At 70.5% G+C, this 15,835-nt stretch carries 12 protein-coding genes and 1 pseudogene; 9 read left to right on the forward strand and 4 right to left on the reverse strand.

Annotation, left to right across the window (positions count from 1 at the left end):
• Position 1: 1 nt before the first annotated feature.
• Both nuoN and ACQ0O7_RS07505 read left to right on the forward strand, forming a co-directional pair.
• The gene (gene nuoN, locus ACQ0O7_RS07500; RefSeq protein ID WP_430781037.1) at positions 2-1,531 is read left to right on the forward strand and encodes an NADH-quinone oxidoreductase subunit NuoN; all 1,530 of its coding nucleotides are present in this window, start codon (positions 2-4) and stop codon (positions 1,529-1,531) included.
• A 427-nt stretch (positions 1,532-1,958) separates the two neighbouring features.
• Complete coding sequence (locus tag ACQ0O7_RS07505) at positions 1,959-2,918, forward strand: polyprenyl synthetase family protein (RefSeq protein WP_430781215.1); 960 nt, start codon at positions 1,959-1,961, stop codon at positions 2,916-2,918.
• Between the two features lie 21 nt (positions 2,919-2,939).
• Here ACQ0O7_RS07505 and ACQ0O7_RS07510 read toward each other — a convergent pair whose 3' ends face one another.
• A complete protein-coding gene (locus ACQ0O7_RS07510) occupies positions 2,940-4,313 on the reverse strand; it encodes an MFS transporter (RefSeq protein WP_430781038.1) in 1,374 nt (457 codons plus the stop codon).
• On the opposite strand from ACQ0O7_RS07510, the gene ACQ0O7_RS07515 reads away from it, so the two are divergent.
• Both ACQ0O7_RS07515 and ACQ0O7_RS07520 read left to right on the forward strand, forming a co-directional pair.
• The gene (locus ACQ0O7_RS07515) at positions 4,279-5,073 is read left to right on the forward strand and encodes an IclR family transcriptional regulator (RefSeq protein ID WP_430781039.1); all 795 of its coding nucleotides are present in this window, start codon (positions 4,279-4,281) and stop codon (positions 5,071-5,073) included. The genes ACQ0O7_RS07510 and ACQ0O7_RS07515 overlap by 35 nt on opposite strands.
• Positions 5,074-5,201: 128 nt before the next feature.
• Complete coding sequence (locus ACQ0O7_RS07520) at positions 5,202-5,897, forward strand: anti-sigma factor family protein (protein WP_430781040.1); 696 nt, start codon at positions 5,202-5,204, stop codon at positions 5,895-5,897.
• Positions 5,898-6,051: 154 nt separating this feature from the next.
• On the opposite strand, the gene rarD is transcribed toward ACQ0O7_RS07520, so the two are convergent.
• The 3 genes from rarD to ACQ0O7_RS07535 all read right to left on the reverse strand — a co-directional run bounded on the left by rarD (position 6,052) and on the right by ACQ0O7_RS07535 (position 10,172).
• Positions 6,052-6,972 (reverse strand): EamA family transporter RarD, encoded by a 921-nt coding sequence (gene rarD, locus ACQ0O7_RS07525; protein ID WP_430781041.1) that lies wholly within the window; start codon positions 6,970-6,972, stop codon positions 6,052-6,054.
• Between the two features lie 370 nt (positions 6,973-7,342).
• The gene (locus ACQ0O7_RS07530; protein WP_430781042.1) at positions 7,343-7,720 is read right to left on the reverse strand and encodes a phage holin family protein; all 378 of its coding nucleotides are present in this window, start codon (positions 7,718-7,720) and stop codon (positions 7,343-7,345) included.
• 670 nt (positions 7,721-8,390) lie between these two features.
• Positions 8,391-10,172: a type VII secretion protein EccE gene (locus ACQ0O7_RS07535; protein WP_430781043.1), complete on the reverse strand. Its 1,782-nt coding sequence runs from the start codon at positions 10,170-10,172 to the stop codon at positions 8,391-8,393.
• Positions 10,173-10,452: 280 nt separating this feature from the next.
• Between ACQ0O7_RS07535 and ACQ0O7_RS07540 the strand changes: the two genes are divergently transcribed.
• The 5 genes and pseudogenes from ACQ0O7_RS07540 to ACQ0O7_RS07560 all read left to right on the forward strand — a co-directional run bounded on the left by ACQ0O7_RS07540 (position 10,453) and on the right by ACQ0O7_RS07560 (position 15,654).
• The gene (locus ACQ0O7_RS07540; protein WP_430781044.1) at positions 10,453-10,770 is read left to right on the forward strand and encodes a WXG100 family type VII secretion target; all 318 of its coding nucleotides are present in this window, start codon (positions 10,453-10,455) and stop codon (positions 10,768-10,770) included.
• Between the two features lie 15 nt (positions 10,771-10,785).
• On the forward strand, positions 10,786-11,079 hold the full coding sequence (locus ACQ0O7_RS07545) for a WXG100 family type VII secretion target (protein WP_430781045.1): 294 nt from the start codon (positions 10,786-10,788) through the stop codon (positions 11,077-11,079).
• Positions 11,080-11,320: 241 nt separating this feature from the next.
• Positions 11,321-11,926 (forward strand): annotated as a pseudogene (locus tag ACQ0O7_RS07550) (SseB family protein); the annotation flags it as partial.
• A gap of 717 nt (positions 11,927-12,643) precedes the next feature.
• Positions 12,644-15,292, forward strand: coding sequence for an SseB family protein (locus ACQ0O7_RS07555; protein ID WP_430781216.1), 2,649 nt, complete (start codon positions 12,644-12,646; stop codon positions 15,290-15,292).
• On the forward strand, positions 15,289-15,654 hold the full coding sequence (locus tag ACQ0O7_RS07560; protein WP_430781046.1) for a hypothetical protein: 366 nt from the start codon (positions 15,289-15,291) through the stop codon (positions 15,652-15,654). The genes ACQ0O7_RS07555 and ACQ0O7_RS07560 overlap by 4 nt, the downstream gene beginning before the upstream one ends.
• The last annotated feature ends 181 nt before the right edge of the window (positions 15,655-15,835 follow it).

Genomic DNA, 15,835 nt, shown 5'->3' on the forward strand with positions numbered 1-15,835 from the left:
CATGGAACCGTTGACTCTGCCTCCCATCGACTACGGGGCACTGCTCCCGATGCTGATCCTGTTCGGCGCCGCGTGCGCCGGGATCCTCGTCGAGATCGTGGTGCCGCGTCAGGCCCGCAACGTGGTGCAGCTCTCGCTGTCCCTGCTCGCCGTGGTGGCCTCGCTGACCGCTGTGGTGCTGGCCCGGGAGACCCGGACGGTCACCATCGGCGGCGCCGTCGCGGTGGACGGCCCGACCCTGTTCCTGCAGGGGGCGATCCTCGTCCTCGGCGGGGTCTCGCTGCTGCTGATCGGCGAGCGCACCATCGAGCGGGGTGGCGCGTTCGTCGCCCAGGCCGCGGTCACCGTCGGCTCGGAGAAGGACGCCAAGCAGGCCAACAGCCCCGGCGCGACCGAGGTCTACCCGCTGAGCACCTTCGCGCTCGGCGGCATGCTCCTCTTCGTCGCGGCGAACGACCTGCTCACCATGTTCATCGCGCTGGAGGTCTTCTCGCTGCCGCTCTACCTGCTGTGCGCGCTGGCCCGTCGCCGGCGGCTGCTCAGCCAGGAGGCCGCGCTCAAGTACTTCCTGCTCGGCTCGTACGCCTCGGCGTTCTTCCTGTTCGGGGTGGCCTTCATCTACGGCTTCTCGGGCGGGATCCAGCTCAGCGTGGTGCACGAGGCGGTCGCCAACCCGCAGCGCAGCGAGGTGCTGCTCTACGTCGGCCTGGCGATGGTAGCGATCGGCCTGCTCTTCAAGGCGGCGCTGGCGCCGTTCCATGTCTGGACGCCCGACGTCTACCAGGGCGCTCCGACGCCGATCACCGCGTTCATGGCGGCCTGCACCAAGGTCGCCGCGTTCGGGGCCCTGCTGCGGGTGCTCTACGTGGCCTTCGAGGGGGTGCGCTGGAACTTCCAGCCGGTCCTCGGGGTGATCGCGATCCTCACCATGTTCGTCGGGGCGATCCTGGCGGTCACCCAGACCGACATGAAGCGCCTGCTGGCCTACTCGTCGATCGCCAACGCCGGATACCTGCTGGTCGGGGTGCTCGCGCTGAACGAGGCCGGGCTCAGCAGCACGATGTTCTATCTGGTCGCCTACGGGTTCTCGGTGCTCGCCGCGTTCGCGATCATCAGCCTGGTGCGGGACGCCGACGGCGAGGCCACCCACCTGTCCCGGTGGGCCGGCATCGGCCGGAAGAGCCCGCTGCTGGCCGGTGTCTTCACGTTCATCCTGCTGGCCTTCGCCGGCATCCCGCTGACCAGTGGCTTCACCAGCAAGTTCGCGGTCTTCGGGGCGGCTGTCGAGGGCGGTCAGACCTGGCTGGTCATCTTCGGTGTGATCAGCAGCATGCTGCTGGCCTTCCCGTACCTGCGGGTGGTCGTGCTGATGTGGCTCTCCGAGCCGGGCGAGACCACCCCGACCGTCTCCATCCCGGGTTACCTCACCTCGGCGGCGCTCGCACTGGGCGTGATCGTGACCGTGGCGCTCGGCGTGGTGCCGGCTCCGCTGATCGATCTGACCCGCGAGGCGTCACAGTTCGTCAGATAGCGACCATCCGGAACTGATCATCGGTTTTCATCGGCGGGAGTCCTTCGGATTCCCGCCGATGTGCTTTGCGGGCCGCTCACGGTGGGTTATCTCCCGGCGTCAGACCCGATTGGGGTACGCCGGGAGAACGGTCCCGCGTCGAGCCCTCTCCGGAGCTGTGCCGATCCGAGTGACCGTTTTCCATCACTTGGTGACCGCTCCAACCCGGACCATCGCATTCGGCCCGGCGCGGGTCCGGATACCTGGTGTGACGCCTACGTCAGTCGGTAGCCACGGTCACCTTCGTGGTCCGTACGTCCGCTGTCGGATTTTTGATCTTGTCTCGTGCCACCCTGGGACTGAAACCGTCAGATGGGTATGGCAAGGTGAAACCGTGGTGAGCACCGAGCTAGCTTTGGCATCGCTGGGCCTCGACGTCGACCCCGCGATGGACGAGTCGGTGTCCGCGACGCTGGCCGCTGTGGAGGTCGCGCTGCGCGGGCACGTGTCCAGCGCCGACCCGCTGGTGGCGGAGGCCGCGCGCCATCTCGCCGACGCCGGCGGCAAACGGTTCCGGCCGCTGCTGGTCGCGCTCGGCGCCCAGTTCGGCGACCCGGCCGCCCCGCAGATCGTCGCCGCGGCCAACGTCATCGAGCTGACCCACCTGGCGACGCTCTACCACGACGACGTGATGGACGAGGCGCCGGTGCGGCGCGGCGCGGCCAGCGCCAACGCCCGCTGGGGCAACTCGGTGGCCATCCTGGTCGGTGACTACCTCTTCGCCCAGGCCGCCGACCTGGCCGCCACCCTCGGCACCGAGGCCGTGCACCTGCAGGCGCAGACCTTCGCGCGGCTGGTGCACGGGCAGATCGCCGAGACCGTCGGCCCGCGCGACAGCGACCCGATCGAGCACCACCTGCACGTCATCACCGAGAAGACGGCGTCCCTGATCGCCACCGCGGTCCGGTTCGGCGGGCTGTTCTCCGGTGCCCGGCCGGAGGTGGTGGAGGCCCTGGCGGCCTACGGCGAGACCATCGGCATCGCCTTCCAGCTCTCCGACGACCTGCTCGACATCGCCAGCGAGTCCGGCCAGTCCGGCAAGACGCCCGGCACCGACCTGCGTGAGGGCATCCCCACGCTGCCGGTCTTCTACGCGCTGGCCGACGACGACACCGAGCCGTCCGCGGTCCGGCTGCGGGAGCTGCTGTCCGCCGGGCCGCTCACCGACGACGCGCTGCACGCCGAGGCCCTCACGCTGCTGCGCGGCTCGGCGGCGATGAAACGGGCGCGGGAGACCGTGCGCACCTATGCCGAGGCGGCCCGGTCCAGCCTGGCCCCGCTGCCGACCGGGGAGCCGCGGCGGGCGCTGGAGGCGCTCTGCGACGTCATCGCCGACCGGACCAACTGAGCGTCTTCTCTCCACGATCGGTCATCGCCGACCGGACCGGCTGATCAGGCGGCTGCCCACGATCATCAGGGCGGCCGCGCCGATCATCGCGCCCGCCGCGGTGAACCACATCGCCGGATAGCCGCCGGTCTGCGCGATGGTGCCCATCACGATCGGGCCGACACAGCCGCCGGCGTAGACACCGGTCTGAGTGATCGAGGTGGCCGCGGCCGGCGCCTGCGGGTGCAGCCGGACCACCGCGAAGGTCATCAGGCCGGGCCAGGCCCAGCCGAACCCGAAACCCAGCACCACGCCGGCCAGCAGCGCCGGGGTGCCCGGCACCGCCAGCAGAAGGAGCCCGGCCGCCCCGGTGGCCAGCAGAGCCGCGATCACGCCGATCTGGTGGTCCGGGTGACGGTCCGCCTGCCAGCCGCCGATGATCCGGGCCAGGGCGCAGATCGCGCCGCCCAGCGTCAGAGCCAGACCGGCCGGGCCGGGAGCGATGCCGCGCTCCACCGCTGACGAGACGACGAACGTGCCGAGAGCGTTGGCCGAGCCGGCCGCCAGGGTCGCGGCGATGCCGACGACGATCAGCGGGCCGGTGCTCCGGCCGGACTTACGTGCCGCTTTCTGATCACCGGTGTCCCGGGGCACCAGAAGGATCGCGGCCACCGCCAGCAGGCCGGCCAGAACGAACGCCCAGCGCCATCCCACAGTCAGCGCGAGCACCGGAACCGCGGCGCCGGCCAGCAGGGTACAGGCCGGAATAGCTGCCTGTTTGATGCCGAAGGTGAGGCCCTGCCGATTCATCGGGGTGTATCGGGAAAGGCTGGTATTGCTGGCCAGCTGACCCATCGCATTGGCCGCCGCGCCGAGCGCCAGAATGGCGGTCAAGGTCCACAATGATCGAGCCGCGAGTGCGATACCGATCAGTGAGGCGCCGGCCAGTCCGATAGCCGCCCGGGCGATTCTGGCGGAACCATACCGTTCCACCAGTTTTCCGGCCGGGACGGAAGCGAGCGCACTCACTCCGAAGTAGGCCGAGACCGCCAGTCCCAGTCCGGCCGGCGAGAAATCCAGCTCCTCGCCCACCTGCACGGCCAAGCCGCCGACCAGGAAGACAGGTATCGAGACAGCAATGGTCGTAGTCAGGGCACCGCTCGTCACCCGGACCGCGTTTGTGCTGGTGGAACCGGTCTGAGTGGGGTCTTTCGCGAGCCTGTGCATTGCAGGCAGACTAGGCGATCCCACCCCGGTCCTGATGCGGACAGTTCCATTGATCACACGCGCTGTGTAAATCGACCGTGATCCACATGCGTTTGGCATTCCGTCGACAGACGATTCTTCATATGGTGTAAGTCCCTGGGCCTCGGAGGTAGCTGTGCGTGACCCCTTAGCGGAGCCGTCAGATCTCATCCGGAGCGTGTCGCGTGCCCTGCGCGTGCTGGAATCGGTGGGCCGGGCACCACGCGGGCTCACCGTCAAACAGATCGCCCGCAGGTGCGAGCTGACGGTCGCTACGACGTACCACCTCGTGCGCACTCTGGCGTACGAGGGTTACGTCATACGCCGTGAGGACGGCACGTACATCGTCGGACTGGAGATCGCCGACCGGTACCGTGAGCTGGTCTCCGCGTTCCGTGGCCCGCCCGCCGTCGGTGAGGCGCTGCGCCGGGCTGCCGTCGACAGTGGATACAGCCACTACCTGGGCCGATTCGTCGGCGGGCGGATAGCGGTCACCGCGTCCGCCGAGGGTGCCCGGTCGCCGTTCCTGGACGACGTCGCCCCCGGCTTCGACGAAGGCGGGCATGCCACCGCGCTCGGCAAGGCGCTCCTCGCCACCCTCACCCCCGACCAGCGGTCCCGCTACCTGCGCGACTACGGGATGCGGGCGTTCACCCCGGCCACCCTTACCACCCCCGAGGCGCTGGAAGCCGACCTGGCCGCCGGCGAACGCCGCGGCATGCAGATCGAGATGGGCCAGTTCCGGCAGGGCCTGGCCTCCGCCTCCGTCGTCGTGGTCGCCGACCGGGACATGGAACGCCGCCTCGTCCTGGCCTGCTCGATGCCCGCCGCCGAAATGCTGACCTCGGCACGAGTGGTCCGCGCCAAACTCACCGCGGCCGCCCGGAACGTGGCCGAAGCCCTGTCCGGGGGAGAATCCGCAACCGCCTGAACAGGTGGTCGCTCTCCGGAATCATGCCGCCACGGCGTGAGGTGGAGTTCTAAGGCTGCGTTGAACCTTCACGCCTCGCGCCGCGTACCTCCAACCGGGAAGGGCAGACCCGGCGGGAGGCGGTACGCATGCGATGCGAGGACGGGCACGACGACGCCGCGTACGTCCTCGGCGCGCTGTCGCCGATCGAACGCGCCGCCTACGAGAGTCACCTGGCGACGTGCTCGTTCTGCCGGGAAGCGGTGGCCGACCTGTCCCAGGTGCCCGGCATGCTGGACCGGTTGGACGCCGACGAGTTCGAACGACTCCTCGACCCCGACCTGTTCGCGTCCGTACCCGACACCCGGCCCCGGCGCGCCCACGTCACCAACGGGCGGCCCCCGGTCAAAAAAGCCGGAAGACTACGGGCCCGGCTCGTCAGCACCGCTGTCGCCGCCGTCCTGGTGCTCGGCGTCGGCGGTGGAGTCGTCGCCTGGGGCATGGGCCAGGGAGATCCGGCCGGCCCGCCGCCCGGGCCGGCGATCGCGATGACCGCCGTCGAGAACGGGTCACCGATCGCCGCCACCATCCGGGTCACCAGCACCGCCGGTGGCAGTCAGGTCGAGATGCGCTGCGAGTACAGCAGCACCGCCAAGCCCTATACGTTCCGGCTCATCGCGTACGGGCCGGACGAGCAGACCGAACAGATCGGCTCGTGGCTGGCCCAGCCCGGAGCGGAGTTCCTGCTGCCCGGCGCCACCCACTTCGGCCAGGGCAGCCTGTCCCGCCTCGAACTCGTCCGCTATGACGGCAAAGTGATGCTGGTCTACGAACCGCCCCGGTGAGTTCCGCCCCCGAGGCCAGACCGCGTGCCGATTTGCGGCTCGAATCGAGCCACAAATCGACACACGAAGCTATCCACTTCGCGCCGGCTTTCCGGCTCGCGCGGGCTCCCTGCCCGTCAGCCTTCCCGCCTTCACCCGCCCGCATTCCCCGCATCTATCGGGCTGGGATCGGCTCGGCCGCGGAGACGGCTGCCGCCGCGCGACGCCGGGCCGCCCGGATGCCGTCCACCGTGAAGACGATCAGCGCGACCCAGACCAGACCGAACCCGGCCAGCCGGGCCGGCGGCATCGGCTCGTGATAGACCAGCAGGCCGACGGCGAGCTGCAGGATCGGCGCCACATATTGCAGAATGCCCAGCCCGATCAGCGGCACCCGGTTCGCGGCCCCGGCGAACAGCAGCAGCGGCACCGCCGTCGCCACTCCGGACAGCACCATCAGAATCGTGTGGGTGACCGACACGTGGCCGAACTCCGCACCGTGCGACAGATTGAGCCATGTCAGGAACCCCAGTGCCGGCAACGCCAGCACCGCAGACTCGACGAACAGCCCCTCGGCCGGCGGCAACGACATCCGCTTCTTGATCAGCCCATAGCAGCCGAACGACGCGGCCAAGGTCAACGCGATGTACGGCAGACGCCCGTAATCGATCGTCAGGATCGCCACCGCCAAGGCGCCCACCCCGACCGCCGCCCACTGCAGCGCCCGTAGCCGCTCACCCAGCACGGTCACACCCAGCAGTACGACCACCAGTGGTGTGATGAAGTAGCCGAGCGCCGCCTCCAGCACCCGCGACGAGTTGACGCCGTAGATGTAGGTGCCCCAGTTGACACCGATCAGCATCGCGGCCAGCGCGATCCCGGCCAGTTTGCGGGGTGTGCGCAGCAGCCGTCCCAGGAACCGCCAGTTCCGCATCACGGCCAGCAGCAGCGCGACGAACACAACCGACCAGAGCACCCGGTGCGCCAGGATCTCCAGCGGCGGCGAGGGCTGGAGCAGTTTGAAGTAGATCGGGAAGAAGCCCCACAACGTGTACGCCGTCAGGCCGTACACGTATCCACGCCGCTCTTCGCTCATCCCCTCACGGTAAGGGCGAGGTGATTCCGCGGTCCTTGCATATGAACCAGGTCACGAGGCCAATCCCCAGCTCGCGGCCCCGGTCCGTATTCGTTCCCGGGCGGCCTCAAACCCGCAGACGTTTCCGCCTATCCGGTCCGGCCGCCAGTCACCCGGCACCGGCAACAATCGTCCCGCTGCCGACGGCGGTCGTCCCTGCCACCGGCCGCGGTCATCCGGTGCCGGCCTCGGTCGTCCTGCCGCCGGCTTCGGTTGTTCGGTGCCGGTCTTGGTCGTCCTGCCGCCGGTCTTGGTTGTTCGGTGCCGGTTTCGGTCGTCCTGCCGCCGGCCGCAGTCGTCTGGCACCGGCGGCAGTAGCCCTGTGCCGGTATCAGTCGTCGCCGTCCGGGACCAGCATGTTGAGCAGCCAGCTCACGATGCCGACGAGGAGCGCTCCGAGAACGGCGGAGAGCACACCGTCCACGTGGAAACCCAGGTCGAACTGGCTGGCGATCCAACTGGTCAGCAGCAGAAGAAGCCCGTTGACCAGGATCGCGACCAGCCCGAGCGTCAGCACGTAGAGGCCACAGCCGATGGTCTTGATGATCGGCCGGAGAACCGCGTTGACCAGCCCGAAGATCACCGCAACAGCGAGCAGAGTGCCCACCTTGCCGGACGTGCTCTCAGTGTTCAACTCGATGCCGTCGATCACGAGCGTCGCAATCCACAGCGACACGGCGGTGATCACCAACCGGATGAGGATGCCCATGGCAGGCGATCGTGCCATGAGCTGTCCACCTGTGGAAACGACACCCCGCGATCTTCCTGAGATCTATGCCGAAGTTAAGAAATCCCACCTTCACCCAGACGAGTGCCCAGCCCTACACCAGTCCTATTTCCCGGACCCGGATTCGCCCGGACCCGGATTCGCCGACGGCTGATTCGCCTGGCGGCTGATTCGCCTGGCGGCTGATTCGCCTGGCGGGCTGATTCGCCCGGCCGCTGGCTCGCCCGGCCGCTGGCTCGCCCGGCCGCTGGCTCGCCCGGACCCAGATTCATCCGGACCCGGACCGGGACTCGCCCAGACCCGGGCCCACCCAGACCCGCATCCATAGGCCAAGGTCCGCCCACCCGATTTCGCTAGGCCACTCGTATTCGTTAGGCAACCGCGCTCGGCTCGCAGAAGCCGTCCGCCTTCGCCCTGGCTCGTGTCCGCCCCGGTTTTCGTTCGCCCCGATTGCGCTTGCCCTGCTCGTGCCCGCATTGCGCTCGGCCTGATCGTGGCCGCATTCGCGCTTACCCAGGAGCCGTCATGCCGTCCGGTGGGGTGGACTTAAGGAGACCGTTCGTCCGGCGGAGACCGTTCGTCCGGCGGAGACCGTTCGTCCGGCGGAGACCGTTCGTCCGGCGGAGACCGTTCGTCCGGCACTACCGCGCGGTTATGCCGTGGTCTGGACGCGTGCGGGTTCGCCGATCAGGCTTTGCTCGATCGGGGTCTGTGCCCACACCGCCCAGCGCACCGCCCGTCGGTTGATCACCGCGAGCATGTCGGCGCGCATCCGTGGGAAGTACTTCGCCGTGTCGCCGAGCCCCAGCGTGCCGCCGAGCAACTCGGCCTCGGCTGGTCGAAGCTGCTGGAGCACCACCAGGTCGGCCTCGGACGCGTGTGGGACGTCGGCAGTGCCGAAGTCGTCCCGGACCATCAGGGTGGTCCGCCAGCCCGCCTCCCGATCCGGCTCCGGTCCGGCCGGGGCCGAGCCGGTGTCCAGGATCGTCAGCGCGGGCCGTCGCACCGAGCCGGCCGGTGCCTCGAACGGCCGCCCGGCCGGCATCACCGTGATCGCGTCACCGGGAACGGCCGCACCCCGCACGAACGGCTCCCACGCCTGTGGCCGGGTCGTCCGGATGAGCACCCGAGCACCGACCGCCATCGCCCGGAATGCCACCATCTGCGCCCCTGGAAGTCCGCCCACCAGCAGCGCGCGGGTCGGCTCCGGCCGGAACAGGCGGATCAGGACCGGCCCACCACTCTGATTGCGGCCGAGCACCATGCCCGCCGGGCTGATCGGCACCTCCGGGACGCCGAACGCCGGACCGCTGGGCGCCGTGCCACCGAACGGCAGTGTCGCGGTCAGGCCGGGCAGGTGCGCCCCGTCCCACCGGCGGATCCGCACCCGCTCGCCGGTGAGCAGCGCACGCAGGGCACGCGCCGCAGTCTCCAGCTCGGTGACATCGGGCGCGGCCAGCCGGACGAAGAACGCGGTCGGCGTCAGGGACACGGTGGTCGCCGCCGTCGGCAGGTGCAGGACGCGGGTCACCAGGTTGCCGGAGAGATCGGCACCGGATGCCGGCTGGCACCGGAAGGTCGCCTGGACCAGGCCTCCGAGCGCCAGGTTGTTCCAGCTCTCCCGCCCGCCCGCGGTGTCGCCGACCTCGGCATTCGCCAGATCGGCCATCGCGCGGCGCGCCGCGACGTCACCGAGCGGCCGGGCCTGTGCCGAACCGAGACGACGGGTCAGCCTGCGGGTCAGGCCGGCCAGGCTGCGGTGCAGCTCCTCCTCCGACCACCCGCCGACCCGGGAGACCCGCAGCGCGAGCACCGCCCGCAGGTGGCCGAGCGAGCTGCCCTCGGCGAGAGTGCGGTAGGAGCTCTGCGCCCGGTCGGTGCCCGCCCGGGTGGATAGGGCGGAGACCGCGCTCAGCACCAGCTGCACCCGGACCTGTGGCTGGTCGCCGCCGGACGGTGACTGGTCGCGCCCGGTGGCGTGCAGCAGTGTCGCGAACGATGGGACCGGGGACGCCTCGTCGGCCGGATCACCCAGCTCGACGAGCACGGTCAGGCCCGTGTCGTCGGCGAACGCCGCGGCCGGGCCGGTCGGCAGATCCAGCGTCGTCATCCGCACCCGTGGAGCCGCGAAGGCCAGCAGAGCGTCCGGCCGGTCGACCGGCGCGGAACGGCGCCGGCCGGCGAAGCGGATCAGCACCCCCAGCCACTGGAAGGCCCACCGGCCTCGCAACCGCAGCCAGGTCAGGGTCAGCACACCGATCGCGGCGACGATCGCCGGGACCATCGCGATCCCGCCGGCCACCAGCCCGGCGAGCACCAGGACCACCGCGAGCTGGGTGGCGACGATCTGCTCCGGCCGGATCCCGAGGAGCCGACCGCCGCGGGGTGGCCGGATCAGGCTTTCGGTCATGGGGACCGCGACTTCGGTGCTCATGACTCCGCCCTTTCGGTTGCCGGACCCGCATTCACGGTGATGCGCGGCCCATCGTAGGGCAGCCGGCGACCGGCTCCGGGGTTATCCACAGCTCGGTCAAGAATGCGGGGTTATCCACAGGTTGAGGTACCGGGGCAGACGGAACTCGGGCGATCCGGCTAACGTCGTCGCCGATGTCGATCGCGGGCGGCGAGCCTGGTCGCGGCCGACTGACCTAGTGGCCCACGTCGATGCGGCGGCGGTCCACAGCGGATTGTTCTACGAGATGGGGTGACGTCCAATGGCGGAGACCAGAGCCAGTTCCGAAGCGATGGCGGGAGCGGCTTCGAAGTTCGACCAGGTCAACAGTGATCTGCAGAAGATGCTGACCGATCTGATGAACGAGCTGTCGACGCTCAACAGCACCTGGAAGGGTCTCGGCGCTGTCGCGTTCGAGAACGTCAAGCAGGGTTATGCGGCTGACCTGCGAACTCTCAACGACGCCCTCGCCCAGACCTCGGAGGCTATTCGTACCTCCGGCACCAGCTACAGCTCGGCCGACAGCGAGGCCGCTTCCCGGGTCGCCAAGTCCGGCGGCACGCTCTCTCTGCCGCTCTGACAACGGAGGAAACCCATGAGTGACGGAATGCTGCTCGTCAACTTCGGCGCGCTCGATCAGGCCAGCGCCGACATCAACCGCGCGCTGTCCACCATGCGCGCCAAGCTCGAAGAGGCCGAATCCATCGGTGGCGCCTTGTCCGCCGAGTGGGGCGGCGAGGCGAAAGAGGCCTACGCGGAGCGTCAGCAGCGCTGGCGGACTGCTTCCGAGGACCTGGCCACCACCCTTCGCCAGATCCAGAGCGCGCTGGACGCCTCCAAGGCCGACTACGCGGACACCGAGCGGGCGGCGACGCAGCGCTTCCAATGAGCCGATGGATGGGTCGCCCGTTCGCGTAATGGCCAGGCCGGCTCCCGTGGCTACCATCGGTTGTTGGAAGATCGCTTCGAGCGATCGGAGTGTGCTCGCGGGGGCTGGGCGAGGTCATGCCGGGACGTGCCGATATGCGCGTTCCGATGGTCAGCATGCCGCCGCCCATTGTGATTATGGCCTGACCTTGTAGGTTATACGCGTTGAGTTGGCTCGTTGACACGCGTGGGGAGAGGTGGACGTGTCCGAGTGGGAACCGGCTACGGACGCCGAAGTCGCGATGCGCGATGCGTTGCGCACCGACGACCAGGAGTCCTACTTCCGCATTCTCGCCGGTGTCGACCTTTTGTTACCGGTCTCCGCTGACGTTCTGGCCGGCCTTGCGCCGATGGGCTGGGGCACGTGGAGCACGGGCGGTCGCACCCACGTATTGGCGTTCACGTCGAACGCCGCATTGCGGTCGTGCCTAGCGGATTACACGGGTTCGGCGCGGCAGGTGCCGTATGCCGAGCTTGCGAACACCTGGCCGAACCTTGAGTGGTGGCTGGCGGTGAATCCCGGCCTGCCCATCGAGGGCTATCTGCCGGCCTGGTTCGTCGCGCAGCTCGCCCGTGGTGATCTGCGGCTGCCCACCCGTGGGCCCGGCCGTGAGCCGAACGGCGCCTCGAAGATCCAGGAGCTCGGCGCGGCTGCCCTGGCCGCGAGCCGAGCCGGTGGCGAGAGTGCGGCCGGTGGCCCGACCTACGACACCGACCCTGCTCTGACCGGCGCGGCCAGGTCCGCGGCCGACGGTCAGCCCCCGGCGCAGGCCACACCCGTGTCAGTGCCACCCGCCTCGGCGCCGCCTGCTTCCGCACCGCCTTCTTCCGCGCTGCCTGCTTCCGCGCTGCCTGCTTCCGCGCAGCCTCCTTCTCCGCAGCCGGCTTCCGGATCGCCCGGGTTTGCTCCTCCGTCTTCCGCGCCGCCGGTCGCCCCGTCGGTGGCACCTATCCCGCCGGTCGGCACCCCGGCGCCGCCGATGGGTGGTGGCGCGGGCGGGTTCACCCCGCCGCAGCCCGCCCCGCAGCCGCAGATCGGCCCCGGCGGCCTACCGATGCGGACGCCGAGCGGCACCAGCGCGAGTGGCCTGCCCACCCGCAATCCGGCCGCGCCCGCGACGCCCGCGGCCTACCAGCCGCCCGGTGTTCCGGGAGCTCCGCAGAGCCCGGCCGGTCCGGGTGCGCCCGGTTTCCCGCCCGGCGCTCCGGCAACGTCCGGCGCTCCGGCACCCGGCTCCACCACCGGCGCCCCGGCCTCCGGTTTCCCGGGTTCCGGCCCGGCTCCGGTTTCTGGTTTCCCGGGTTCCGGCCCGGCCCCGGCTTCTCATTTCCCGGGATCCGGCACTGTCCCGGTCTCTGGATTCCCGGGATCCGGCGCTGCCTCGGGGTCGGGTTTCCCGACGTCTGCTCCGGCTTCGGGGATTCCTGGACCGGGAGCTCCGGGTGTGGCTCCGGCCTCCAGCGTGCCGATGTCCGGTAATCCGGTCGGCGTGCCGGTCTCCGCGGTTCCCGGTGCGGGAGCCGGCATGGCGACGCCCGGATGGGACAGGGCGGGTCTGCCGTTCCGTCCGGAGGAGGACCCGCGTGGGCCGCTCCAGGACCCGAAGGCGCCTCTGCCCGTCCGGACTCCGATGGCCAACACTCCGCCGGTGCCCGAGCACGTCTCGCCGTACGATCCGGCGGAAGCCCGTGTCGACCAGAACTGGTCGGTCAACCGTGGCGAGGCCCCGGCCGCCGCGCCGGTCTCGGCCGCCCCGAAGTCTCCGTTCGTGCCGCCCGCGGCGCCGGTCAGCAGCCGTCCGGCCGGTCCGCCGTCCGGTGCGCCCGGCGCTCCCGGCTCGGCGGCGGGTGGCCCTCCGGCCGCTGCCCCGCCGGCGGCTCCCACTCTCGGTGGGGCATTGCCGCGACGGCAGCCCGGTCAGTCGACCGGTGGCGGTTCGATGTCGAGTATGGCCGGGTTCGTGCCATCCAGCGCCAATGCCGCCAACGTGGGCGGCGGTGGCTTGATGTCGAGTATGCCCGGCTTCGTTCCGTCCAGCACCAACGCGGCCAACGCCGCCAGCGCCGGTGGTGGCACTGCAGCGACGCCCACGATCCGCCCCGCGTCTCCGGCTGCGGCGCCGTCCTCCGGTCTCGGCGCGCCCGGTGGTTTCGCCGGCTCCCCGACCGGGAGCACCCCGGCATCCGGCTTCGGGCCGCCCGGCTACGCCCCGAACGCCAACACCGGCACCGGTCAGGGCGCCGGCACACCCGTGTCGGGTTACGGCGCACCGGGCACCGGCCCGGCTCCCGCCTTCGGCCAGCCCGGCCCAGGTCAATCTGGTCTCGGTCAGCCCGGTCTGGGTCAGCCCGGCCCCGGTCAATCCGGTCCCGGCCAGCCCGGAACCGGCGGAGCACCCGGCAACAGCGCGACACCCGTCAACAGCGCGACACTCGGCTTCGGCCCGGCAGGCAACGGCACACCGCCCGGCAACTCCGGCTACGGCGCCGCACCGGGCTTCGGCCCCGGCGGCAACGGTGCCGGATCAGCTCCGGGCTTCGGCCCGAGTGGTAACGGTTCCGTCGCGGGTCCGGGATTCGGTCAGCCCGGCAACGGTGCCCCAGCGGCGCCCGGTGGGAACGGGCAGCAGCCGGTCAGTCCGGCCGGGTCCGGTGGGCCCGCGGGACCGGGCGGGCTGCCGCGCCGTCAGGTGACGCCGCCGTCCGAGCGGCCCACTTCGATGGCGGCCGCCGCGCAGGCGCTCGGTGCCGCACGTACACCGACGGGTGAGACCGCCCCGCCGACCTGGACCAGGCAGGATTCGGCGGACCGGTTCGGGCCGTCCGGCCCCGCGCCGTCGATCGCGCCTCGCCCCGAGCCGGTGGTGAACCCCGCGGCCACCACCATGACGAACCTGCTTCCGCCGGTGATTCCGGGTGCTCCCGGAGTCGACCGGTCGGCGCCCTATCCGGCGTCGGGTTACGGGGCCGTGGTTCCGGGCGGTTCCGGTCCGGCGGCGCCGCAGGCGTACACCGCTCCGCCGCCCTCCGCCCCGGCCTCGCCGTACGGTCTGCTCCCGCAGGGCAGCCCGGCGTCGGCGTACGCCACCCAGTCGCAGTCGGCGTTCGCGACGCAGGTGCTGCCGGTCGCGACCGGTGGCTACCACCCGTCGGGTGCCTCCAACATGGGGGTTTCCGGTTCGGCCACCGGGTCTCGTGGTCCGGCCGCCGAGGAGTTCGTCCCGGCCAACGAGGTCGAGCGTGAGTTGCAGGACGCAGCGGACACGGCCAACACCGATGTCTTCCTGTCGACGCTGTTGTTGGCGAAGGTGCTCGTCCCGGTCGCCAACAACTCCCGGCCGGGTAGTGCGCCCGGTGAGTCCGGTTTTGCCTTCCTCCCGGAGGATGTCGACGGCGAGCGGTTCCTGATCGTCTTCACCAGCAAGGACCGGCTGTTCGAGCACTTCGGGGAGCCGACCCGGACGGTCGAGGCGCGCTTCTACGAGCTGATCCGCAACTGGCCGGACCCGTCCTGGTCGTTCGCGGTGAACCCGGGGACCCCGGTCGGCGCCAAATACCCGGGCGCCCAGATCATCGCGCTCGCGAACTGGGCGACCGAGGCGGGACTCGGCGCTGATCCGATGGACAACCCGGCGACCGAGATCCTGGTCGCCCCGGTGCCCGCTCCGGAGCCGGCCAGTGACGAGGCTCAGCAGGCCACCGTCATGCAGAAGACGATCTCGGCGGAGTTGGTCGACTACTACCTGGAGCGCGGTTACGACCGGGTGGCCGGGTTTGTGCACCGGGCTTCCGAAGTGGAGCATCTGCGGACGCCGGGCGAGTTGTTCGGCGCGCTGGGGCTGTTCTACGAGACGTCGCCGTTCCCGCCGGACGCCAAGGAGGCGTTCGTGTTGCGCTGGCCGGCGTACCGGCCGAGCCTCTACCGCATTCCCTACGGTGGGCAGAACGAGCAGGCCCTGCGTGCCATGGACGGCTGGGTGATCGAGCGCCCGCCGTTCCGCGGCAACGGGTTCGCGCCGGGTGAGGGCCGGGATGTGATCGCCGAGTTCAAGGTGGACAGTGTCCGCCTGCCGCACGGCGCCCAGCTCTGGAACATCGACGGGGAGGGCAACGAGCGGATGATCGCGATCTTCGACGCGGACGGCCCGCTGTGGCGCCGGGTGGGTGACCAGTGATCCGCGACGGTTATGTGGTGACCTGGCAGGGCCGGGAGTACGACGCCGCCCCCGACGGTGACAAGGTGCGGATCTACGACACGAGTCCGGGCGAGGGTTTCCAGGAGGTCAAGCCGGGGCGTTACGTCCGGGTCCTGGAGCCCGAGGAGTACGACGAGATGACCTACATCCGCACCCTCTGCACCTGGCGTGGCGAGCCGTTCGTGGTCCTGGGCGAGTCCGACAACTGGCTGCGCCTGGAATACACCGGCGGCCGCGCGCCGGTCGCCCGCCAACTCGGGCTCGAGGAGTTCGACTACGGCGTCTACCAGGGATGGGCCCCGGCTCACGAGGTCCGGGACCGTTACGAGCACCGCGTCTGAAAAACCAGGAGCCGATGGGGTACGTTCGTCGGCCCCACAACCGCATCAGCCCGCCCCGCTTCCACCGCGCGACGTCCCGACAACTCCGGACCGTTGCGCGGCCGCCGGGCTGATGCGGCCCACACCGGCCCGGGGTGAGACACGGGCCTGGAGCCGCCCGGATCAGGGTCCCTGTCCGTGT

It is taken from the genome of Actinoplanes sp. G11-F43, from assembly GCF_050589265.1.
Lineage (GTDB): Bacteria > Actinomycetota > Actinomycetes > Mycobacteriales > Micromonosporaceae > Actinoplanes.